At 70.9% G+C, this 21,766-nt stretch carries 23 protein-coding genes and 1 rRNA gene; 10 read left to right on the top strand and 14 right to left on the bottom strand.

Annotated elements, in window-relative coordinates; genetic code table 11:
- Positions 1 to 141 precede the first annotated feature (141 nt).
- A 5S ribosomal RNA gene (gene rrf, locus AC07FY_RS14705) occupies positions 142 to 258 on the top strand.
- Positions 259 to 343: 85 nt separating this feature from the next.
- Entirely contained in the window at positions 344 to 904 is a 561-nt protein-coding gene (locus AC07FY_RS14700) for a GNAT family N-acetyltransferase (RefSeq protein ID WP_479005446.1), read from the top strand.
- 56 nt (positions 905 to 960) lie between these two features.
- Here AC07FY_RS14700 and AC07FY_RS14695 read toward each other — a convergent pair whose 3' ends face one another.
- From AC07FY_RS14695 to AC07FY_RS14665, 7 genes are all read right to left on the bottom strand, one after another.
- A complete protein-coding gene (locus AC07FY_RS14695) occupies positions 961 to 2,634 on the bottom strand; it encodes a P-loop NTPase family protein (protein WP_479005443.1) in 1,674 nt (557 codons plus the stop codon).
- Between the two features lie 2 nt (positions 2,635 to 2,636).
- Positions 2,637 to 4,058 (bottom strand): ATP-binding protein, encoded by a 1,422-nt coding sequence (locus tag AC07FY_RS14690; RefSeq protein ID WP_479005440.1) that lies wholly within the window; start codon positions 4,056 to 4,058, stop codon positions 2,637 to 2,639.
- Positions 4,059 to 4,077: 19 nt separating this feature from the next.
- Positions 4,078 to 5,640, bottom strand: a complete 1,563-nt coding sequence (locus AC07FY_RS14685) for an SCO6880 family protein (protein WP_479005437.1) — start codon at positions 5,638 to 5,640, stop codon at positions 4,078 to 4,080.
- Positions 5,637 to 6,950 carry a hypothetical protein gene (locus AC07FY_RS14680; protein ID WP_479005434.1) on the bottom strand — a complete coding sequence of 438 codons (1,314 nt, stop codon included), beginning with the start codon at positions 6,948 to 6,950 and terminating at the stop codon, positions 5,637 to 5,639. Before AC07FY_RS14680 ends, AC07FY_RS14685 begins: the two co-directional genes overlap by 4 nt.
- Positions 6,940 to 7,749: a DUF8175 domain-containg protein gene (locus tag AC07FY_RS14675; protein ID WP_479005431.1), complete on the bottom strand. Its 810-nt coding sequence runs from the start codon at positions 7,747 to 7,749 to the stop codon at positions 6,940 to 6,942. Before AC07FY_RS14675 ends, AC07FY_RS14680 begins: the two co-directional genes overlap by 11 nt.
- Positions 7,750 to 7,855: 106 nt before the next feature.
- On the bottom strand, positions 7,856 to 8,164 hold the full coding sequence (locus AC07FY_RS14670) for a hypothetical protein (RefSeq protein ID WP_031145169.1): 309 nt from the start codon (positions 8,162 to 8,164) through the stop codon (positions 7,856 to 7,858).
- A gap of 324 nt (positions 8,165 to 8,488) precedes the next feature.
- The gene (locus AC07FY_RS14665; protein ID WP_479005428.1) at positions 8,489 to 9,307 is read right to left on the bottom strand and encodes a pentapeptide repeat-containing protein; all 819 of its coding nucleotides are present in this window, start codon (positions 9,305 to 9,307) and stop codon (positions 8,489 to 8,491) included.
- A gap of 104 nt (positions 9,308 to 9,411) precedes the next feature.
- Between AC07FY_RS14665 and AC07FY_RS14660 the strand changes: the two genes are divergently transcribed.
- The 4 genes from AC07FY_RS14660 (at position 9,412) to AC07FY_RS14645 (ending at position 13,083) form a co-directional block, all read left to right on the top strand.
- Positions 9,412 to 10,020 (top strand): LysE family translocator, encoded by a 609-nt coding sequence (locus AC07FY_RS14660; protein ID WP_479005425.1) that lies wholly within the window; start codon positions 9,412 to 9,414, stop codon positions 10,018 to 10,020.
- Positions 10,021 to 10,073: 53 nt separating this feature from the next.
- Positions 10,074 to 10,868 carry a thioesterase family protein gene (locus AC07FY_RS14655; protein WP_479005422.1) on the top strand — a complete coding sequence of 265 codons (795 nt, stop codon included), beginning with the start codon at positions 10,074 to 10,076 and terminating at the stop codon, positions 10,866 to 10,868.
- A gap of 259 nt (positions 10,869 to 11,127) precedes the next feature.
- Positions 11,128 to 12,138, top strand: coding sequence for a C40 family peptidase (locus AC07FY_RS14650; protein ID WP_479005497.1), 1,011 nt, complete (start codon positions 11,128 to 11,130; stop codon positions 12,136 to 12,138).
- 204 nt (positions 12,139 to 12,342) lie between these two features.
- The gene (locus AC07FY_RS14645) at positions 12,343 to 13,083 is read left to right on the top strand and encodes a phosphatase PAP2 family protein (protein WP_479005419.1); all 741 of its coding nucleotides are present in this window, start codon (positions 12,343 to 12,345) and stop codon (positions 13,081 to 13,083) included.
- A gap of 143 nt (positions 13,084 to 13,226) precedes the next feature.
- On the opposite strand, the gene AC07FY_RS14640 is transcribed toward AC07FY_RS14645, so the two are convergent.
- Complete coding sequence (locus AC07FY_RS14640) at positions 13,227 to 13,454, bottom strand: hypothetical protein (RefSeq protein WP_479005416.1); 228 nt, start codon at positions 13,452 to 13,454, stop codon at positions 13,227 to 13,229.
- 54 nt (positions 13,455 to 13,508) lie between these two features.
- Positions 13,509 to 13,769, bottom strand: a complete 261-nt coding sequence (locus AC07FY_RS14635) for a hypothetical protein (RefSeq protein WP_479005413.1) — start codon at positions 13,767 to 13,769, stop codon at positions 13,509 to 13,511.
- A 132-nt stretch (positions 13,770 to 13,901) separates the two neighbouring features.
- Here AC07FY_RS14635 and AC07FY_RS14630 point away from each other — a divergent pair, with 132 nt between their 5' ends.
- The gene (locus AC07FY_RS14630) at positions 13,902 to 14,732 is read left to right on the top strand and encodes an SCO4651 family lipoprotein (protein ID WP_479005410.1); all 831 of its coding nucleotides are present in this window, start codon (positions 13,902 to 13,904) and stop codon (positions 14,730 to 14,732) included.
- Positions 14,733 to 14,858: 126 nt separating this feature from the next.
- Positions 14,859 to 15,014, top strand: coding sequence for a hypothetical protein (locus AC07FY_RS14625; RefSeq protein ID WP_199808149.1), 156 nt, complete (start codon positions 14,859 to 14,861; stop codon positions 15,012 to 15,014).
- Positions 15,015 to 15,113: 99 nt separating this feature from the next.
- On the opposite strand, the gene AC07FY_RS14620 is transcribed toward AC07FY_RS14625, so the two are convergent.
- Positions 15,114 to 15,437, bottom strand: a complete 324-nt coding sequence (locus AC07FY_RS14620; protein ID WP_479005407.1) for a metal-sensitive transcriptional regulator — start codon at positions 15,435 to 15,437, stop codon at positions 15,114 to 15,116.
- Between the two features lie 196 nt (positions 15,438 to 15,633).
- Between AC07FY_RS14620 and AC07FY_RS14615 the strand changes: the two genes are divergently transcribed.
- Positions 15,634 to 16,254, top strand: a complete 621-nt coding sequence (locus AC07FY_RS14615) for a DUF47 domain-containing protein (RefSeq protein WP_384374331.1) — start codon at positions 15,634 to 15,636, stop codon at positions 16,252 to 16,254.
- Between the two features lie 5 nt (positions 16,255 to 16,259).
- Positions 16,260 to 17,258: an inorganic phosphate transporter gene (locus AC07FY_RS14610; RefSeq protein WP_479005404.1), complete on the top strand. Its 999-nt coding sequence runs from the start codon at positions 16,260 to 16,262 to the stop codon at positions 17,256 to 17,258.
- A 141-nt stretch (positions 17,259 to 17,399) separates the two neighbouring features.
- Here the strand turns inward: AC07FY_RS14610 and pstB are convergent, their stop codons facing one another.
- The 4 genes from pstB to pstS all read right to left on the bottom strand — a co-directional run bounded on the left by pstB (position 17,400) and on the right by pstS (position 21,538).
- The gene (gene pstB, locus AC07FY_RS14605) at positions 17,400 to 18,176 is read right to left on the bottom strand and encodes a phosphate ABC transporter ATP-binding protein PstB (protein WP_479005401.1); all 777 of its coding nucleotides are present in this window, start codon (positions 18,174 to 18,176) and stop codon (positions 17,400 to 17,402) included.
- 29 nt (positions 18,177 to 18,205) lie between these two features.
- Complete coding sequence (gene pstA, locus AC07FY_RS14600) at positions 18,206 to 19,288, bottom strand: phosphate ABC transporter permease PstA (protein WP_479005398.1); 1,083 nt, start codon at positions 19,286 to 19,288, stop codon at positions 18,206 to 18,208.
- Positions 19,288 to 20,277: a phosphate ABC transporter permease subunit PstC gene (pstC, locus tag AC07FY_RS14595; protein WP_479005396.1), complete on the bottom strand. Its 990-nt coding sequence runs from the start codon at positions 20,275 to 20,277 to the stop codon at positions 19,288 to 19,290. The genes pstA and pstC overlap by 1 nt, the downstream gene beginning before the upstream one ends.
- Before the next feature lie 127 nt (positions 20,278 to 20,404).
- Positions 20,405 to 21,538, bottom strand: coding sequence for a phosphate ABC transporter substrate-binding protein PstS (gene pstS, locus AC07FY_RS14590; protein ID WP_479005393.1), 1,134 nt, complete (start codon positions 21,536 to 21,538; stop codon positions 20,405 to 20,407).
- Between the last annotated feature and the right edge of the window lie 228 nt (positions 21,539 to 21,766).

Genomic DNA, 21,766 nt, shown 5'->3' with positions numbered 1-21,766 from the left:
CCAGATGTGGAAGCCCGGTAACGGGTGAAGCTGACTGGTACTAATAGGCCGAGGGCTTGTCCTCAGTTGCTCGCGTCCACTGTGTTAGTTCTGAAATAACGAACAGCTGTGTCGTCATCCAGTGTTCAAATTTCATAGTGTTTCGGTGGTCATAGCGTTAGGGAAACGCCCGGTTACATTCCGAACCCGGAAGCTAAGCCTTTCAGCGCCGATGGTACTGCAGGGGGGACCCTGTGGGAGAGTAGGACGCCGCCGAACAATCATTGCGGGAAGCCCCGCACCAGACCCTCACAGGTCCGGTGCGGGGCTTTTCTGCGTTCAGCCTCGGCTTACGATGCCGGCTATGGATCAGTACGTGATACGTGCGGTACGCGGCGAGGAGTGGGAGAAGGTCAGGGAACTGCGGATGGCCGCGCTGAAAGACCCCGCGGCGTCCGTGGCATTCCTGGAGACCGTCGAGGAGGCGGAGGGCCGGCCCGCGGGTTTCTGGCGGGCTCGTGCGGAAGGCGTCTCGCACGGGCGGGCGGCGCGGCAGTTCGTCGCCGTCGAACCGGGGCCTGACGGTGAGTGGGTGGGGTCGGTGACGCTGCTGGTCGAGGAGAGCGGGACCACCGACATCTTCGGCCGGGTCATCGACCAGGCTCAGGGGCATCTGGTGGGTGTGTTCGTGCGGGCGGAGCAGCGCGGGTCCGGGGTGGCCGAGCGGCTCGTTCAGGCCGCGCTGGACTGGGCCTGGTCGCTCGAGGCGCCTGTGCTGGGCCGCGTACGGCTTTTCGTGCACGAGAGGAACGGGCGGGCCGCGGCCTTCTACCGGCGGTGCGGGTTCGCGGCGACGGGGATCGTCGTGCCGGTGCCGGCGGATCCTTCCGCCGGAGAGTGGGAGTATGCGTGCCGGAGGCCGTAGACCGTGCAGGTATCTCTCCGGAGTGTGGTGTTCTTGCCTGACCGCGGCCGGCTGGGTCAGGGGAGGTCGGCGTTCGGCCAGTGGGAGCGGGCCTGTTCGCGGCTGCGGCACAGGGCGAGGAGGGGGAGCTTCTCGTCCGTGAGGAGGTCCGGGAGTTGGGGGATCGGGGCGACGGCCGCGATGTCGTCCAGGACCAGCGCGAGTGGTGGGTCGAGCCGACCGTGGGATGACCGTGCGGCCATGCGGCGGCCGTGCTCGACCACGTCAGCGGCGAGTGCGGTGAGCAAGGGCATCGCACCCGGGTGGGTGCGGGGGTCTTCCAGGGGTTCGCCCACCATGTAGAGGGTGCCCCCCTCGGAGACGAACGAAGCCAGCGTGAGCGAATCCGTTCGGTTCGGGTTGCATGCCTCGCGGATGTGGATCGACGTCAGCGAGGAGAGGGCGCGGGCCGTCAGGTGGAGGGCCTGGTCGCGGCGTTCGGCGTGGGCGGTGAGGGCGCTCTCCAGTTCGCCCGCCGCGCCGGGGGCGGCCCGGGGGTGGGTGCGCAGGATGCGGATCGGGTCCTGGGCGCCGTTGCCCTGGGACCAGCGGTGGAGCTGCTTGAAGGGGCGGTCGTCGAGGGCGGCCGCCTGGAGCCAGCTGCGGAGCAGGGTTTCCGCGGTGTCGGCGACCGCGGCGTCCATGCGGGCCTGGGGGCGCACGGGGGCCAGCAGGGCGATGGCGCGGGCGGCGGCGGTCTCGCGGTCGGCGCAGGCCTCGGCCGGATTCCAGTGCAGGCGGGCCGGGGTGTCGCACAGGTGCGCCGGGTCGTAGAGGAGGACCGGGCCCAGCTTGGCGCGCGCGTCCTTGGTTTCCGCCCAGAGGGCGGGCGAGGAGGTCACGATCAGGGCCGCGCCTTCGGCGGAGGCGATGGCCTGTGCTGCCAGGCGGTGGCGGTCGGCCGGGTCGGCGTAGGTCATACGGGGCGGGGGCGGGGCGAGCGCGGGGTGCGGGGCCACGGCGGGTGCGGGGTGCGGAGCCGGGGCGTAGCCGAAGCCGTAGCGGTAGGCGTCGTCCGCGGGGGCTGCCGCCGTGCGGTCCGCGTACGCGGGGGCCGCCGTCATACGGTCCGCGTGCGTGGGCGGTGCTGCCGGTCCTTGCGCGGGCGCGTGCGCGTGCGCGGGCGTTGGGAAGGGAGCCGGCCGGGGTGCGGTGGCAGGGGCCGGTCCCGGTTCGGGTGCGGTGGTGGGGATCGGGGCCGTTGCGGGGGCGGCCGTGGGGGCCGGGATGTGGAGGTGCGGCTGGTGCGCCGGGGCCGGGCCGGGGGGCCGGGTCGTCGGCGGGGGTTCGTATGCCGGCGGGGGTGGGACGGCTGCCTGTCGTGCCAGGGCGCGGCGGGCCTTGGTGCGGGCGATGACACCGATGGCGAAGACGGAGAGCACGAACAGCGCCAGCAGCTGGCTGAGGAACAGACCCCAGAACAGGCCCCAGCCGGAGAGCGCCGCCGGGTCGGTGTCGGGCCAGGCGCCCGGGAGGTCGTGCGGTTGCGCTATCAGGGCGCGGACGGCCTCCGGGGTGCGGGTGAAGGTGACGGTGTCCGGCCACGCGCCCTTGGCGAAGACGGCGGCGAGCCCGGTCGCCGACCAGACCAGGACGGCGAGGCCGAGGAGGAAGGCCAGGAGGCCGACCAGCAGACCGTCCGGGACGCCCCCGGCGCGGGCGGGGGGCTCCGTACGTCGTGCGTCGTGCATGGTCAGGCCACCGTGGTCGCGGAACCCGGGCCGCCGTTGCCGCGGCTGCGTTCGATGGACAGGGCGCGTTCCTCCGCCTCCAGTTCGGCGGCCAGCAGCTCGTCCGAGAGGTGGGTGGGGGCGGAGGACTCGGTCATGGCGCGGTCGGTGAAGACGAGGGGGCGTTCGGCCTCGGTGATCAGGTGTTTGACCACTTGGACGTTGCCGTTGACGTCCCAGACGGCGATGCCCGGGGTCAGGGTCGGGATGATCTCGACCGCCCAGCGCGGGAGGCCGAGGACGAGGCCCGTGGCGCGTGCCTCGTCGGCCTTCTGGGCGTAGATGGTGCGGGTGGAGGCCATTTTGAGGATGGCGGCGGCTTCGCGGGCGGCAGCGCCGTCCACGACGTCGGAGAGGTGGTGGACGACGGCGACGAAGGACAGGCCGAGGCGGCGGCCGAACTTCAGCAGGCGCTGGAAGAGCTGCGCCACGAAGGGGCTGTTGATGATGTGCCATGCCTCTTCGACGAGGAAGATGCGCTTCTTGCGGTCGGGTCGGATCCAGGTGTGTTCCAGCCAGACGCCGACGATCGCCATGAGGATCGGCATCGCGATGGAGTTGCGGTCGATGTGGGAGAGGTCGAAGACGATCAGGGGCGCGTCGAGGTCGATGCCGACGGTGGTGGGGCCGTCGAACATGCCGCGCAGGTCGCCGTCGACGAGCCGGTCGAGGACCAGGGCCACGTCGAGGCCCCAGGCCCGGACATCGTCTATGTCGACGTTCATCGCGAGCGCCGATTCGGCTTCGGGGTGGCGCAGTCGTTCCACGATGTCGGTGAGGACGGGCTGGCGGTCGGTGATGGCGCCCACGACGTGGGCGTGCGCGACCTTGAGGGCGAAGCCGGCGCGCTCGTCGAGGCCGTGGCCCATGGCGACCTCGATGATCGTCCGGAGCAGCGCGAGCTGCCCGGTCGTGGTGATCGCCGGGTCGAGGGGGTTGAGGCGGATCCCGCTGTCGTTGGCGGCGATGGGATCCAGGCGGATGGGGGTTATCCCCAGCTGCTGGGCGATGAGGTTCCATTCGCCGACGCCGTCCTCGCCCTGGGCGTCGAGGACGACGACCTGGCGGTCCTTGAAGCGGAGCTGGCGCAGGACGTAGGTCTTCTCCAGGGCGGACTTGCCGTTGCCGGATTCGCCGAGGACGAGCCAGTGGGGGGCCGGGAGCTGCTGGCCGTACAGCTGGAAAGGGTCGTAGATGTAGCCCTTGCCGCTGTAGACCTCGCGGCCGATGATGACGCCGGAGTCGCCGAGTCCGGGGGCCGCGGTGGGCAGGTAGACGGCTTGGGCCTGCCCGGTGGAGGTGCGTACGGGCAGGCGCGTGGTTTCGACCTTGCCGAAGAGGAAGCTGGTGAAGGCGTCCGTCAGCGCTGTCATGGGATCTCGCATGGGCGGCACTTCCCTCCAGCTAGCGTCGGATGCCGGTGGCGAACGGCAGGGTGTTGACGAAGGCGCGGTGGTGCTCGCGGTCACACCATTCGAGCTTCAGGTAGGACTTGCCGGCGGAGGCGCGGATGGTGCGCTTGTCGCGGGCGAGGGCCTCGGGTGATCTCGAGGACACCGTGATGTACCCGACGAGGTTGACCCCGGCAGCGCCACTGGCGAGATCTTCACCCCTCTGGTCGAGCCGGCCGTGGGCGGCGATGTCGCGGGGGTCGACGGTGCGGTTCATCTTCGCGGCGCGGCTGGCGTCCGCTTCGTCGTTGGTCTTCTCGGTCAGCATGCGCTCGATGGCCACCTCGGTGGGCTCCAGGTCCATGGTGACGGCGACGGTGCGGATGACGTCGGGAGTGTGGACGAGGAGGGGGGCGAGGAAGTTGACGCCGACGGGGGTCATGGGCCATTCCTTCACCCACGCGGTGGCGTGGCACCAGGGGGCGCGGGTGGAGGACTCGCGGGTCTTGGCCTGGAGGTAGGTGGGTTCCACCGCGTCGAGTTCGGCGGGCCAGGCGTTGCGCTTGGTCATGGCCTGGATGTGGTCGATGGGGTGGTCCGGGTCGTACATGGAGTGCACGAGGGAGGCGAGGCGGCCCTGGCCGAGGGGCTGGCGGACGCGGATGTCGGCTTCGGCGAGGCGGGCGCAGATGTCGGTGAGCTCGCGGGCCATGACGATGGCGAGGCCGGCGTCGCGGTCGAGCTTGCGGCCCTGGTGGGAGGTGGTGGCGCGGGCGATGGTGTGCGCTTCGGCGGCGAGTTCGCGGCTGTAGTGCATGCAGGCGACGAGGTAGGCGCGGTGCTGCTCGGAGGAGGTGGACACCATCGATTGGAGCTGGTCGTAGGAGTCGCGCAGCCAGACGGGGGCCCGGGTGTCGCCGCGCTGGGCGACGTCCTTGGCGTGGGCGTCGGGGTCGGCCGGCAGGGTGCGGGCGAGCATTTGCAGCCGGGTGACGAAGCCGTCGCCGTTGGCCACGTGCTTGAGGAGGGTGCCGAAGCGGTCGACGAGGGCCTCCTGGTCCTCGCTGTCGCGCAGGCCGACGCCGGGGCCCTCGATCTCGATGGCGGCGGTGACCGTCCTGCGGTCGGCGTGGAGGAGTACGGCGATCTCGTCGGGGCCGAAGGGGGCGGCCAGCCAGCTGATGCGGCCGATGCCGGGGGGCGGGCCGACTTCGACCTCGCGCCCGTCGGCGGCGCGGACGCCGGCTTCCATGGCGCCCGAGCGGTAGGTGGTGCCGCGGCGCAGGGTGCGCTTGTAGCTGCGGTTGATCTCGAACCAGCGGTAGAAGGTGCGGCCCTTGTACGGGACGTACACGGCGGCCAGCGCGAGCACGGGGAAGCCGACGAGGCTGACGATGCGCAGGGTGAGGTCGGGGACGAGCAGTCCGCTCATCATGCCGAGGAACGCCCCGGCGATGATCAGGACGATCTCGCCGGTCTCGCGGTTCTTGCCGACGATCGCGTTGGGCCGGGCGCGGCCGATGAGATACGTGCGGCGGGGTGCGACCGGGTGCATCTGGTGGGACTGGGTCGTCAACGCCCGTCACCTCCTGTGTTCCTCGTACTCGTGCTGGTGCGGGGCGGGGGTGCGGCGGAGGGGACGGATCCGCCGCCGGACCCGCCGGAGGTGGGGCGGCTGCTGTGGGCGGCCACGCCTCCGGAGAGGGGATTGGCCTGGCGGGGCGTGCTGCCGCCGCCGTCGCCCGCGCGGTGGGCGCCGCGGCTGCTGTGGGTCTTGATGCCCTGGGAGACGAGGGAGGCCGGGGAGCTGATGACGGCGGCTGCCTGGGCGCCGTCGGTGGCCTTGCTGCGGTTCGAGCGGGCGGAGGCGATCTCGTCGCCGAAGCCGGGGACGAAGCGGTAGATCATGGCGGAGGCGAAGATCGCCAGCAGGATGATCGCCAGGCCGGTGACGACGGCGGAGAAGGCGTTCGGCCCCTGCTCGCCGGCGAGGGCTCCGGCGAGGCCGAGGACGATGACGATGACCGGTTTCACGAGGATGACGGCGATCATGATGCCCGCCCAGCGGCGGACGTGGCCCCAGAGGTTGCGGTCGACCAGGCCCGCGTAGACGACGACGCCGAGGAGGGCGCCGACGTAGAGGAGGGCGGCGCGGATGAACAGCTCGAGGAAGAGGATGCCGGCAGCGAGGACGGTGACGAGGGAGACCACGATCAGCATGATCGGGCCGCCGCCGATGTCGTCGCCCTTCTTGAGGGCTTCGGAGAAGGAGCCGAAGAAGACGTCGGTCTGGCCGCCGGTGGCGGAGGCGATGACCTCGGTGACGCCGTCGGTTGCGGAGACCACGGTGTAGAGGATCAGGGGGGTGAAGGCCGAGGCGAGGACGGTGAGCCAGAGGAAGCCGATCGCCTCGGAGAGGGCGGTGGTGAGGGGGACGCCGCGGACGGCTCGCTTGGCGACGGCGAAGAGCCAGAGGACGAGGGTCAGGATGGTGGAGGCGGCGAAGACGACGGCGTACTGCTTGAGGAAGGTGGCGTTGGTGAAGTCGACGTTGGCGCTGCCGTTGACCGCTTCGCTGAGCTTGCCGACGATCCAGGCGGCGGCGTCGGCGCAGCCCTTGGCGAGGGAGGCGAGGGGGTTGAGGGCGTCGGCCGGGTCGGTGGGGGCCAGGCCCGTGCCGGTTCCGGACGAGCCTTCGCCGCGTTCGCAGTACTGCTTGGCGGGGCCGATGAGGAGGTCGCACGGGTCGTTGCTCGCCTGCGGCGACGGGGTCGGCGGCCCGGAGGGCGTGGGTGTGGGCGCGGCGGAGGCGTGCGGGGCCAGTGCGAGGAGGGTTAGGTGCACGGCGGCTGCGACGCCCGCCGTGCGTCGGAGGTTACCGGGCATAGGTGAACCCTCCGAAGTCCTTGATGGCCTTGCTGATGTCGTCGGACGTGGAGGCCCGTACATCGCCGGGCACCGGGGCGGGGCCGTCCGTCTGGTCGTCGGCGACGGCCTTCCAGTCGTCGCCGGTCCAGGCGAGTGAGAACGTCCAGGTCTTCCACACCGTGCGTACGGGGTCGGTGGACTGGGGCCCGGACATGCCGATCAGGCCCATGTACCAGACGGATACCTTGGCGGCGGCCGGGCTGTAGTTCTCGACTTTGGTGCCCACGGGGACGGTTCGGGAGACGAAGATGCTGCCCTGCGGAGCGTTGCCGTTGGCGTCGAGCCCCATCTGGCTCAAGAAAGCGGCGGAGTACGCCTGGTCGAGCGGGGCCTTCAGCTGCTGGCCGGCCTCGGGCGTGTAGATCCCGTCCACGATGGCGTTCCGGCTCGGCTTCTTGAACATCGCGTCGGAGCCGAGCACCACCGCATAGTTGGCCGCCGCCGACTGCGCTCCCTGTTCGTCGTGGGCGAAGCCCTTCGGGAGGGGGCCGTTCTTGCCCGTCACCGGGGTCGTGCCGGTGGCCGCCGTGGAGGTGGAGGAGGGCGGCGCGTTGTCGGTGGCGGGGGTGGTCGGGGTGTCCGGGCCCTGGTTCGCGAACGCGATGGCCGCGATGAGGAGGACCACCACGCCGACCACCGTGATGAGGCTGCGGGAGGTGCGCGGGGTGCGGCGGGTGGGGCCGTACGGGTCGGCGGGGGAGTCCGGGAGGCGGGTGCGGGTCTGGCCCGTGCCGCCGTACTGGTCCTCGCTGCTCATTCCGTTTCGGCCCCCTCCGCGTCGTACGACGGTAGTGCTGGTCCCCGCGTAGGCGCGGTGTGGTGATTCCTCATCAGGTACGGCGGTACGGCTGCGGGTGGCCCGGCTAGACGGCCATTCCGTAGACGATGGTGAAGAGGGTGCCCAGTGAGCCGATGATGAAGACGCCCGTGAGGCCGGCCACGATCAGGCCCTTGCCCTGTTCGGCGCTGAACGTGTCGCGCAGGGCGGTCGCTCCGATGCGCTGCTTGGCCGCGCCCCAGATGGCGATGCCGAGGCAGAGGAGGATCGCCACGGCCATGACCACTTCGATCATGATCTTCGCTTCGTTGCCGAGGCTGCCGAACGGCCCCCAGTTCGGGGCGATTCCGCCGATGATGGTGGTGATGTCGCCCTTTTCAGCTGCCAGGATCATGTAACTCACCGCCCCTGTATGGGTAGTTCCGAGAAGCCCGCGCCCGACGGCACGGGTCACGCACTATCTTCGCTGATGAAACCGCCGCCGTCGTCGACTTGGCGGCTTCCTTTACCCGATGTCCCGGCTCGTGTCCCGCCCCCGCGCTCTGACCTGCGCGGGGGTGGTGGGCGTGCGGAAGAATGTATGGTCACTCTGTGTATCACGGGGGGTGACGCCGGGCAATGACTGCCGTCCCGGCGTACGGGGGGTGGCGGGGGTGTGGTGAGGGGCCGCCGTTCGGCCGAGTGGCTCCCGCGATGTGTGGGGAATGTGAGCCGCGGGTCAGGTCCAGTGGGCGGGGTGGGTGAGGTGCGGGGGGATGCGGGTCGCGGCCGAGCCCCGGGCCGCGTCGAGTTGGGGCTGGGTGAGGAACAGGGCGTCGCGGAGATCCGCCCCGCGCAGGTCGGCGTCGCGGAGGTCCGCGCCGATGAGGTCGGCCGTACGGAGGTCGGCGCGGCCGAGGTCGGCGGCGATCAGGTAGGCGCCGCGCAGGTTCGCGCCGCGCAGGTCGGCGCCGGCGAGGCGGGCGCCCATCAGGTCGGCTCCGCGGTGGTTCTTCCTGCGGCCCGGCGCCTTGGCCCGGGCGAGCTCGCTGGTCTTCAGGAGCAGCGCGTTGGCCTTCTGGCGCAGGGCGCCGACGTCCAGGGCGGCGAGGGCGGCCGCGTCCGCGCGGGTGTGCTCCTCGGTTTCCGCGAGCACGTCGCGCAGCCGCGGGTGGAGCGGGGCGGCGGCCGGCAGGGTCAGCGCCTCGGAGATGTAGCGGAGCAGTTCGTGGAGCTGGCGCATCACCGGGAAGACTTCGAACATCTCGGCCCGGGTCCCGGGGTGGGCGCGCCAGTCGCGGCCGCCGAAGGTGACCTGGGACACCTGCTGGCCCGCGCCGAAGCAGTCGAAGACGGTGCAGCCCGGGAAGCCCGTGTCGCGCAGCGCGGTGTGGATGCCGCAGCGGAAGTTCTCCCGGAGGTTCGCGCACGGGGTTCCGGCGGGCTTGTCCACGGCGAAGTCGCCGGACTTGGCGAAGGGCAGGGCGACGCAGCAGAGCGCGAAGCAGTTCGAGCAGTCAGCTTGCAGGAGGGGGAGTCGCGTGGGCACGTCGTCCATTGTCGCCGGTGGGGTGCCGGAGCGGGTGGCGGGGGACCGTCCCGTGCGGCGGGGCGCTGCCGCTCGGCCTTGATCTCGGGCGGGCGCGCGGTGAGCATCGGGCCATGACAGAAGTGATCGCAGTCGCCGTCATCACCTTGCTCGCCGTGATCAGTCCCGGTGCGGACTTCGCCATGGTGGTCCGCAACAGCTACCTCCACGGGCGGCCCACCGGGCTGTGCGCGGCCGCCGGGGTGGCGGCCGGCGTGCTGGTCCACGTCTCCTACACGATGCTCGGGGTGGGTCTGCTGATCGCCTCCTCCACCACCCTCTTCACCGTGATCAAACTGGCCGGCGCGGCCTATCTGGTGTGGATGGGGGTACGGACCTTCCGCGCGCGGACCGACCTGACGGTGGACCTCGAGTCGAAGCCGGAGCTCACCCGGCTCGGGGCGATGCGGTCGGGGTTCCTGACCAATGTGCTCAACCCGAAGACGACGCTGTTCGTCGTGTCGACCTTCACCCAGGTGGTCGGCCCGGACACCCCGGTGTGGCAGCAGGCGGGGTACGGGCTGTTCATGTCGGCGGCGCACCTGGCCTGGTTCGGGGCGGTGGCCTTGTTCTTCTCCCACGCCCGGCTTCGGGAGCGGATGCTGAAGGCGCAGAAGGCGCTGAACCGGGCCATCGGATCGGTGCTGGTCGGGTTGGGTCTGGGGCTCGGGTTCGCGCGCTGAAGGTCGCGGGCGGGGTCTGGTGACGACGGTTACCTCTGGGTAGCGTGAGGGTCGTGAGTACTGCGGAGGGGTTCTTCGAGCGGGTGGACACCGGCCGGTTCCTGGCCACGGAGTACACGCGCGGGCCGTGGGACCGGGGCTCGCAGCACGCCGGTCCGCCCGCCGCGCTGCTGGGGCGGGCCGTGGAGGAACGGGCGGACGCGCGCCCCGGCATGCGGCTCGCCCGGATCACGTACGAGATCCTGCGGCCGGTGCCGATCGGTGCTCTGGAGGTCGCCACCAGCGTGCTGCGGGCGGGCCGCGGCACCGAGGTGGTCGAGGCGGCCCTCACGCCGGCGGGCGCGGCGGCGCCGGTGATGGTGGCGCGAGCCCTGCGCATCCGGGTGGCCGAGGAGGCGCTCCCGGCGGTGGCGCCCGGACCGCAGGTGCCGCCGCCGGGGGAGGCCGGGGCGGCGCCGTTCTTCCCGGTGCCGTGGGAGACCGGCTACCACACGGCCATGGAGGCGCGTTTCACCGAGGGCGCCTTCGTGGAGCTGGGCCCCGGCACCTGCTGGTTGCGGATGAGGGTGCCGCTCGTCGCCGGGGAGGAGATCCGCCCGCTGGACCGGGTGCTGGTCGCCGCCGACTCAGGCAACGGCATCAGCTCGGTGCTGGACTACGCCCGGTTCGTCTTCGTCAACGGGGATCTGACGGTCCATCTGCACCGCCACCCGGTCGGTGAGTGGGCGTGCGTGGAATCCCGCACGAGCGTGGACGCGGGCGGCATCGGTCTCGTGGACGCCCGGTTGCACGACGAGAAGGGCCCCATCGGGCGCGGCGCGCAGAGCCTGTTCGTCGCTCCGCGCTAGGCCCTGTCGTCAAAGTCGCGCTGGGCCCGCGACGCGGCGCCACTGTGACGACAGGACCTAGGTCCTGTCGGCGCGTGCTCCCGGCCGCCGTCCGTGCGGACTGGACGGTGGGCTCCCCGCGCGCCGAGGATGAGGGGTGAAACGCGCGACTGCATCGCCTGTTCGGGTTTCCGAGGGGCAGGGCGGTGCGTGCGACACGGCCGAATCACACGTTGAAGTGACCGGGATGGGGGAGGGTTGACGAGTGCGCAGATTCTGGATGGCCGGTGGGATCGGGATCGGGCTGTGTCTGACCTTCGTGGCGCTGCTCGTCGTGGGGACGTACTCGGCCGCCGCGGGCCTGGCCGGTGCCGCCGGGGCGGGCGGGCGTGCCGTGGGGTTGGTGAAGGGCGCGGTGCCCGCCAAGTACCAGGCGCTGGTGGAGAAGTGGGGCAACCTGTGCCCGGCCATCACCCCCGCGCTGCTCGCCGCCCAGCTGTACTCGGAGAGCGGCTGGAATCCCAGTGCCGTCAGCCCGGCGGACGCGCGCGGCATCGCGCAGTTCATCCCGGGCACGTGGGCGGGCCACGGCATCGACGGGGACGGGGACGGGGACCGGGACATCTGGGACCCGGGTGACGCGATCCCCTCGGCGGCCTCGTACGACTGCCAGCTCGCCAAGGACGTGGCGGGTGTGCCGGGTGACGCCACGTCGAACATGCTCGCCGCCTACAACGCGGGCGCCTATGCGGTCATCAAGTACGGGGGCGTGCCGCCGTACAAGGAGACCCAGGGTTATGTGAAGACGATCACGACGCTGGCGAAGAGCTTCGCCCGGCCCGTGGGGCGGGTGGCGCCTTCGCAACAGGCAGCCGGGGCCATCTACTTCGCGCAGAAGCAGCTCGGCACGCCCTACCTGTGGGGCGGCAACGGAACGCCCGACCAGGACGGGCGCTTCGACTGCTCGGGGCTGACCAAGGCCGCGTACGAGACGGTCGGGATCCAGCTTCCGCGTGTGGCGAACGACCAGTACAACGCCGGGCCGCATCCGTCGCGGGACCAACTCCTTCCCGGTGACCTCGTGTTCTTCTCCGATGATCTGACGAACTCCCGGGAGATCCGGCACGTCGGGCTGTACGTGGGTGGCGGTTACATGATCAACGCCCCCTATACCGGCGCGGTGATCCGCTTCGACAAGGTCGACACGCCTGACTACTTCGGCGCGACGCGCGTGACGAAGGACGGTGCGGAGGCGCTTCCGGAGCGCGCGGGGGCCGGCCGGGCACCGTAGCCACGCTCCGTGAAGCTAAGGCCCTGAGCTGCGGTGATGAGTCTCTCTTCGGTAACGTTGGAGTGATCATTCGGTGGAGAGTGGAACGCAGGCGCCAGAACGGGCGTTCCATGGACGCGGGGGTTGATCGGGTGGGGGGCGAAGGGGCGCACACCGTCGTGCGCCCGCAGGGGAACCACGGCAAGGGCAAGGGGCCGCATCACCATGGCTGGACTCACGACCGGTGGGCCGAACGTGGATGTCAGCCTGCTGTACGAGATCAACGGACTGGCCCTGCGCGCGCCGGACTGGGTGGACCGGACGGTCGTCCTGGCCGGTGAGTACGGGATCCCCCTGACCCTCGTGCTGCTGGTCCTGTGGTGCTGGCACGGTGCCCGCCGCCAGGACGAGAGCACGGCCGCCGAGTCCTTCGCGGCGCTGGTGTGGGCCCCGCTGGCGGCCGGGCTGGCGCTGCTCGTGACCGCGCCCCTGCGTGAATTCGTGGGCCGGCCGCGGCCGTTCAGGCAGCACGAGGGGCTCGAGGTGCTCGACCCGGGCACCGGAACGGGCTTCGGACCGGTACTGCCCGGCGCCGACTTCTCCTTCGTCAGCGGCCACGCCACCCTCGCCATGGCCCTCGCGGTGGGCCTGTTCCTCGCCCACCGCCGGCTCGGGCTGGTCGGGATCGCCCTGGCCTCCGCCGAGGGCGCCTGCCGGGTGTACGCGGGTGCGCACTACCCCACCGACGTGATCGGCGCCTTCGCGCTCGGCACCGCCGTCGTCCTGGTGCTCGCGCCGCTCGCGATGGCGCTGCTGACCCCGCTGGTGCGCGCGGTGGCCGGCTCCCGGCGCCTGGGGCGGCTCGTCCGGGCCAAGCACCGGCCGCGGCCCCTGCCGGTCGACCTGGCGCAGGCCCAGACCCCGCCGGCCGGCCAGCGCCCGCACGAGAGCGACCTCGCCGCCTGAAGCGACCCCCTGCCTGATCGGGAAGGGGACCGCCCGGTCACGGCACTAGTACGAGTTCCACGCCGACAGCAGCAGGGCCACCACCAGGCACAGGCCGGCCGCGCCGAAGAGCAGGCGGACCGCCGTGGGGCGGGAGCGCGGGGTCACCGGTCGCCGCCGTCGGTGTCGGTCGGGTCGGCGTCGCGGCGGTAGCGGGAGCGCAGCCACAGGCCCGTGGCGGCGGCCGCGGCGCCGGTGAGTCCGATGGCCAGGGCCACGTCGGCGGGACCGTCCGCCGAGCCGACCGAGCGGGCCGAGGCCGCGGCGGCCGGGGCCAGCGAGAGGAGCAGGGCCCAGAGGAGGGCCGCGAGGCGGGCTGCGGGTCCTGGCATGACTCCAGGGCATCCGCTCCGGCGGGACGGGGCCAGCCGGGCCGTCCGAACGGGCTACGCACCCCCGCCGTCCCCCGGCTGTCCGGGCGCTTCCGGACGGCCGGCGCCGTGCCGGGCGGCGTCCTTGCGGGCCAGGTCGCGCGAGCGACGGGCCGGCCCCTTCCAGCCGCAGGTGCAGACGGCCAGGCAGAACGCCCCGCGGTCGGCGGTCGAAGCGGTGTGAGCGCCGGCGGACCCGGGAGCGGGCGCCCCGGGCTGGTGCGGCACGGCGGCGGGAAGCGGACGGGCGAGGGGCGCTCTCGTGTGCGGATCCACGCCTCCACGGTACCGGGGCCGCGACGGGGCCGGGGAGCGGAGTGGGCCGTGACGGGAAACCCCTGACCTCGTTAACCGGAGCGGGTGGGGGCCTCGGGCAAGCAGCGGTCATGCGTTGGGGGTTGGCAGGCGATGGTGGTGCACCAGCACAGGCGGCGGCGCGAGCGTGCGGGTGGGGCGGTGCTCGCCGTCGGCGTCACCCTGGCGGCCCTGGCGATCGGCGGGTGCGCGGACGCCGGCGGTGACGACCGGCCCCCCGCGGACGCGGCGGCGGTGGTCCGCGGGGCCGCCGACGCGCTGACGAAGACGGGTAGTGCGCGGGCCCGTACGGCCATGGAGATGGCCACCGGCGGGACCAGGGTCACCATCCGCGGTGAGGGCGGAGTCGACTTCAGGAACCGGATGGGGCAGCTGCTGGTGATGCTCCCGGCCGACGTGAAGGGCAAGGCCGAGCACCGGCCCATCACCGAGCTGCTGGTGCCGGGCGCGCTCTACATGAAGAACCGGGGCGCGGGCGTGCCCGACGACAAGTGGGTGCGGGTCGATGCCACGACCCTCGCCGACGGGAACCTGGTCACGGGCGGGGCCACCGATCCGCAGGTCGCGGCCGAGCTGCTGCGGGGCGTGCGGGAGGCGACCTACGTCGGGGAGACCGAGGTGGCCGGTACGAAGGTGCGGCACTACCGGGGGACCACCGACATCGGGCGGGCCGCGGCCGTTGCGTCGGCGGAGTTCCGCGGGGCGCTGGAGGCGGCGGCGAAAGGGTTTACCACGGACACCGTGCCGTTCGACGTCTACCTGGACGAGGAGGGGCGGCTGCGGAAGGTCCGCCACCGGTTCACCTACGTCAACAATGGCGTGATCGATGTCTCCTCGACCACGCTGCTGTACGGATTCGGGACGCCGGTGACCGTCGTATTGCCCGCAAGCGGGGACATTTACGCCGGGAAGATCGCCGGGTAGCGGTGCGGTCGGGCCATGGCCGGTATCCGGAAATGGTCCATCCGTGTCATGCGCCGCGGGCCGTGCGCTCCCTAGGCTGAGAAGACGAGCGCCGACGTCCGAAGACGGCAGATAGAGGTGACACGCGTGACTCCCGCAGGCGGTACGACGGTGCAGGATCATGTGGCGCTCGCCGAGATCGAGCTCTGCGGCGAGTTGATCATCGCGGCCTCGGCGGCCGCGGAGGAGCGGCTCAGCCAGGACCGGATCGACGAAGTGCTGATGGGCATCTGGTCGGGCTGACCGCTGACCGCTGACCGCTGCCCGGTCACCGGGCCGGCCACCGGGCTGGTCACCCGCAGCGACCGCTGCCGCCGCTGGGGCCGCCGGCCGGCTGCCGCGTCAGGTGCGCAGGAGGCGTGCGATGGCCTTCGTGGCCTCCTCCACCTTCGCGTCGATCTCCCCGCCGCCCTGCACGGCGGCGTCGGCCACGCAGTGGCGCAGGTGCTCCTCCAGGAGCTGGAGGGCGAAGGACTGCAGCGCCTTCGTGCTCGCCGAGACCTGGGTGAGTATGTCGATGCAGTAGACGTCCTCGTCGACGAGCCGCTGGAGACCGCGGATCTGGCCCTCGATCCGGCGCAGTCGCTTGAGGTGCTCGTCTTTCTGGTGGTGGTAGCCGTGTACGGCGCCGCCGTCGTGGGAACCCTCCGCCTCGATGGTCGTCATGCGGTCCTCCCGTGGTCCGGAACGAAGGGCACATACCCCTCGTGGGTATAGGTTACCGGGCCCCGGCCCGCTTCGGCGGGGGTCCGTGGTCCTCACTCTGCCCGATGGAGGACACTGGGGAACCGCCGGTTAGCCGTGGCCGGGACATGCGCCTAGCATCAGCCTGTCCGAATCCAATGCACCCCGAGGACCTCACGTGCGATTTCGTCTGACCCCCAGGGAGACGAGCTTCTACGACATGTTCGCCGCGTCAGCGGACAACATCGTCACGGGCTCCAAGCTCCTGATGGAACTGCTCGGAGCGGAATCGTCCGCCCGGGCCGAGATCGCGGAGCGGATGCGGGCTGCGGAGCACGCTGGGGACGACGCGACCCACGCGATCTTCCACCAGCTCAACTCCTCCTTCATCACGCCCTTCGACCGCGAGGACATCTACAACCTCGCCTCGTCGCTCGACGACATCATGGACTTCATGGAGGAGGCGGTCGACCTGGTCGTCCTCTACAACGTGGAGGAGCTCCCCAAGGGTGTCGAGCAGCAGATCGAGGTGCTGGCGCGCGCGGCCGAGCTGACCGCCGAGGCCATGCCCCACCTGCGGACGATGGACAACCTCACCGAGTACTGGATCGAGGTCAACCGTCTGGAGAACCAGGCCGACCAGATCCACCGCAAGCTGCTCGCCCAGCTCTTCAACGGCAAGTACGACGCCATGGAGGTGCTGAAGCTCAAGCAGATCGTCGACGTGCTCGAAGAGGCGGCCGACGCGTTCGAGCACGTCGCGAACACGGTGGAGACCATCGCGGTCAAGGAGTCCTGAACCTCGTGGACACCTTCGCTCTGGTCGTGACCATCGGTGTCGCGCTCGGCTTCACGTATACGAATGGTTTTCACGACTCCGCGAACGCCATCGCGACCTCCGTCTCGACGCGGGCGCTGACCCCGCGCGCGGCACTCGCGATGGCCGCCGTGATGAACCTCGCCGGCGCCTTCCTGGGCAGCGGGGTCGCCAAGACGGTCAGCAAGGGTCTGATCGAGACGCCCCACGGCAACCGGGGGATGTGGATCCTGTTCGCGGCGCTGGTCGGCGCGATCGTCTGGAACCTGATCACCTGGTACTTCGGTCTTCCGTCGTCCTCCTCGCACGCGCTGTTCGGCGGCATGGTGGGCGCGGCGCTGGCCGGCGGCATCGGCGTCCTGTGGGACGGCGTGGTCGACAAGGTCGTCATCCCGATGTTCGTCTCGCCGGTGGTCGGCCTGGTCGCCGGTTACCTGGTGATGGTGGCCATCCTGTGGATGTTCCGCCGCGCCAACCCGCACAAGGCCAAGCGCGGCTTCCGGATCGCGCAGACGGTCTCGGCGGCGGCCATGGCGCTGGGCCACGGCCTGCAGGACGCGCAGAAGACGATGGGCATCGTGGTGATGGCGCTGGTCATCGCCGATGTGCAGACCGCGGACGCCGCCATCCCGATCTGGGTCAAGGTCGCCTGCGCCGTGATGCTGTCGCTGGGTACGTACGCGGGCGGGTGGCGCATCATGCGCACGCTCGGCCGCAAGATCATCGAGCTGGACCCGCCGCAGGGCTTCGCGGCGGAGACCACCGGCGCCTCGATCATGTTCGGCTCGGCGTTCCTCTTCCACGCGCCGATCTCCACCACCCACGTGATCACCTCGGCGATCATGGGTGTGGGCGCGACCAAGCGGGTGAACGCGGTGCGCTGGGGCGTCGCCAAGAACATCATCCTGGGCTGGTTCATCACCATGCCGGCCGCGGCCCTGGTGGCCGCGATCAGTTTCTGGATCGTCAACCTCGCCTTCCTGTAGCGCCGGCGCGCCAACGAAGAGCGGGCCGGCTCCCCCCACCCGGGGGGAGCCGGCCCGCTTCTTTCCTCCGCCGTGCGGTGGCACCGCCATGCAGCACCGCAGGACGCCTGTGGCCACGCGGCGGGGCCGCGTGGAGCCGCTCTAGCCGAAGCGGCCCGAGATGTAGTCCTCGGTCGCCTGGACGGAGGGGTTGGAGAAGATCCGGTCGGTGTCGTCGATCTCGACGAGCTTGCCGGGCTGGCCGACCGCGGAGAGGTTGAAGAAGGCGGTGCGGTCCGAGACGCGGGCCGCCTGCTGCATGTTGTGCGTCACGATGACGATCGTGAAGCGCTCCTTCAGCTCGCCGATCAGGTCCTCGATGGCGAGGGTGGAGATCGGGTCGAGGGCCGAGCAGGGCTCGTCCATCAGCAGGACCTGCGGCTCGACCGCGATGGCGCGGGCGATGCACAGGCGCTGCTGCTGGCCGCCGGAAAGCCCGGAGCCGGGCTTGTTCAGGCGGTCCTTGACCTCGTTCCAGAGGTTGGCGCCCTGCAGGGACTTCTCCACGACGTCCGCGAGCTCGGCCTTCTTGAAGGAGCCGTTCAGGCGCAGGCCCGCCGCCACGTTGTCGAAGATCGACATGGTGGGGAAGGGGTTCGGGCGCTGGAAGACCATCCCGACCGTGCGGCGGACCGCGACCGGGTCCACGCCCGCGCCGTACAGGTTCTCGTCGTCCAGGAGCACCTTGCCCTCGACGCGGCCGCCGGGGGTGACCTCGTGCATGCGGTTCAGGGTGCGCAGGAAGGTGGACTTGCCGCAGCCGGACGGGCCGATGAAGGCGGTCACGGAGCGGGGCTCCACCGTCATCGAGATGTCGTCGATGGCCTTGTGGCCGCCGTAGAAGGCGGACAGTCCGCTGACGTCGATTCGCTTCGCCATGGGGGTCACTTCGCTTTCGTGCGGTCGCGTCAGCGACCGGTCTGCGGGGCCTTCCAGCGGGCGATGCCGCGGGCCACCAGGTTGAGGATCATGACGAAGGCGATCAGGACGAGCGCTGCGGCCCATGCCCGGTCGTAGGAGGCTTCACTGCCGACCTTGTACTGCTCCCAGATGTAGAGCGGGAGCGAGGACTGGGCGCCTTCGAAGGGGTTGCCGTTGATGAGCTGGGAGCCGAAGACCAGCAGCATGATCGGCGCGGTCTCACCGGCGATGCGGGCCACGGCCAGCATGACGCCGGTGGAGATGCCGCCGATCGCGGTGGGGAGCACGACCTTGAGGATCACGCGCCACTTCGGCACGCCGAGGGCGAGGGCGGCCTCGCGCAGCTCGTTCGGGACGAGCTTGAGCATCTCCTCGGTGGAGCGGACCACGACCGGCATCATCAGGATCGACAGGGCCATGGCGCCGGCGAAGCCGGAGGGGCCGAAGCCGAGCATCAGGTTCCAGGTCGTCAGGATGAACAGGCCCGCGACGATGGAGGGAATGCCGGTCATGACGTCGACGAAGAAGGTCACGGACCGGGCGAGCGCGCCCTTGCCGTACTCGACCAGGTAGACCGCGGTCAGCAGGCCGACCGGCGCGGCGATCAGGGTCGCCAGGGCGACCTGCTCGATGGTGCCGAGCAGGGCGTGGTAGACGCCGCCGCCCTCGTCGAAGCTGGTCACGCCGTTCATGGAGTGGGTGAGGAAGGTGCCGTCGAGGAGCCCGATGCCGCGGCTGACGGTGGTCCACATCAGGGACAGCAGCGGGATCACCGCGAGGACGAAGCAGACCCATACGACGGAGGTCGCGACGCGGTCCTTGGCCTGGCGGCGGTTCTCGACGATCGAGCTGGCGGCGTAGGTGATGCCGACGAAGAGCAGGGATGCGATCAGTCCCCACTGGACCTTGCTGTGCAGGCCGAAGGCGAGGCCGGCGCCGCTGCCGAGGGCGAGCGAGAGGACGGCGATGCCGGTGGGGGCCCAGCGGGGCAGGCCGCCGCGGGTGAGGGTGGTGGGTGCGGCGGACTTCGTGGCGCGGTCGGGCCGCCGGTCCTGGAGTGCGTGGCTCATCAGGCGTTCGCCCCCGAGAAGTCCTTGCGGCGCGCGATGATCAGGCGGGCCGCGCCGTTGACCAGCAGGGTGAGCAGGAAGAGGACCAGGCCGGAGGCGATCAGCGCGTCCCGGCCGAACTCGTTGGCCTCGTCGAACTTCGCCGCGATGTTCTGCGCGAAGGTGCCGCCGCCCGGGTTGAGGACGTGGAAGGAGATCAGGAAGCTCGGGGACAGGACGGTCGCGACGGCCATGGTCTCGCCGAGCGCGCGGCCGAGGCCGAGCATCGAGGCGGAGATGACACCGGAGCGGCCGAAGGGCAGCACGGACATCCGGATGACCTCCCAGCGGGTCGCGCCGAGGGCCAGGGCGGCCTCCTCGTTCATGCGCGGGACCTGGAGGAAGACCTCGCGGCTGACGCTGGTCACGATCGGCAGGATCATGATGGCGAGCAGGATGCCGACGGTGAAGAGCGAGCGGGCGACGCCCACCTGGGTCTTGTCGAAGACGTACGTCCAGCCCAGGTACTGGTCGAGCCACAGGTTCAGGCCCGCCAGGTGCGGGACGAGGAACAGGGCGCCCCAGATGCCGTAGATGATCGACGGCACGGCGGCCAGCAGGTCGACCACGTAGGCGAGCGGGGCGGCCAGCCTGCGCGGCGCGTAGTGCGAGATGAACAGGGCGATGCCGACGGCGATCGGAACCGCGATGGCCATCGCGATGATCGAGCTGACGACGGTGCCGAAGAGCAGGACGGCGATGCCGAAGACGGGCGGGTTCGCCGACGCGTTCCAGTCGAAGGTGGTGAGGAAGTTCCCCTCGTTCTTCGACAGGGCCATCGCGGCGCGGTAGGTGAGGAAGGCGGCGATCGACGCCATGATCGCCAGGAGCAGGATGCCGGAGCCCTTGGAGAGCCCGGCGAAGATCTTGTCACCGGCGCGGCCGGTGGATCCCTTGCTCCGGACGGCCGGCGGAGCCGTGTCCAGCTGCGTGGTGGTGGTGGAAGCCATGGTCTTTCCGGTCTGTGTGGGGGGCGGGCCCCCTGGCGGCGGTGCACCGGATCCCCCTGGGCGGAGGGGGAGGGCTCTCGGGGTGCCGGGCGGACCGGACGGGGTTCCGCCCGGCACCGAGAGGGAACTAGCCGAGCTTGCCGATCGCCTCGCGGACCTTGGCGTTGATCTCGGCGGGGATGGGCGCGTAGCCGTTGTCGAGGAGGACCTTCTGGCCCGCGTCCGAGGCGGTGTAGTTCAGGAAGGACTTGACGGTCGGCAGGGTCTCCGCCTTGTTGCCCTTGTCGCAGACGATCTCGTAGGTCACCAGGACCAGCGGGTAGGCGCCCTCGGCCTTGGTGGTGTAGTCCAGCTTCAGGGCCAGGTCGGAGCCGGTACCGGAGATCTTGGCGGCGGCGATGGCCTTGGAGGCGTTCTCGCCGGTGGCCGCGACCGGGGCGGCGGCGCCCGTGTTCAGGTCGACCGTCTTGATGCCCTGCGAGCCGGCGAACGAGAGCTCGAAGTAACCGATCGAGCCGTCGACCTGCTTGACCTGGGAGGCGACGCCGGCGGAGCCGGAGGCGGCCTGGCCGCCGGGAGCGGCCCACTTCTTGGCGGGCTCGTGCGGCCAGGCGTCGGGGGCGGCGGCCTTGAGGTACTTGGTGACGTTCTCGGTGGTGCCGGAGTCGTCGGAGCGGTGGAAGGCCTGGATCGCGGTCGCCGGGAGCGTGACGCCCGGGTTCAGCTTCTTGATCGCCTCGTCGTCCCACTTCTTGATCTTGTCGTTGAAGATGTTGGCGATCGTGGCGGCGTCGAGGTTCAGCTTCTCCACGCCGGCGACGTTGAAGCCGAGGGCCACCGGGCCGCCCACCATCGGCAGGTTGATGCCCTGGCCGCCGGTGCAGATCTTCTTCGACTCCTCGACCTGCTCCGGCTTCAGCGCCGAGTCGGAGCCGGCGAAACCGACCGTGCCCTGGTTGAAGGCGACGATGCCCTCACCGGAGGAGGAGGACTTGTAGTTCACCTCGACGCCGGGGCAGGCGGCCATGTAGTTCTTCACCCACAGCTCGACCGCGTTCTTCTGCGCGGAGGAGCCCGAGGCGAGGAGCTTGCCCTTGGCGTCGGCGCACGCGATGTCACCGGCCGCGGCGGCGGGCTTCGTCGAGCCGTCGGCCGTCTTCGTGTTGTCGTCCGAGCCGCACGCCGTGAGGACCAGGGCGCCGGACACGACAAGCGCCCCGAGGGCGGAGGCACGAAGCATGTTCTTGCGCTGAAGCTTCACTTTCGGGTGTTCCTTCCAGAAGCCGCCGACCGCTTTCCGTGTCGGGGCGGCGTGCGAAGAGGACTGCGTCGTCTGCCGGGCCGAGCCGCTCGGGCTCCGGGCGGCTCTCACCTTGCACGACAGAAACTAGTCAGATCAGGTGAAGTGGCCGACCGGCCCGAGTGAACGCACGGTGAACCGTGGCGGACGGCCCGGTGCGCTCCGGCGCGGCGGCACACCGCTGTCACC

It is taken from the genome of Streptomyces sp. NPDC045967 (assembly GCF_056430495.1).
Note: the sequence above shows the minus strand (reverse complement) of the source record. Positions and strands in the feature narration are given on the sequence as shown.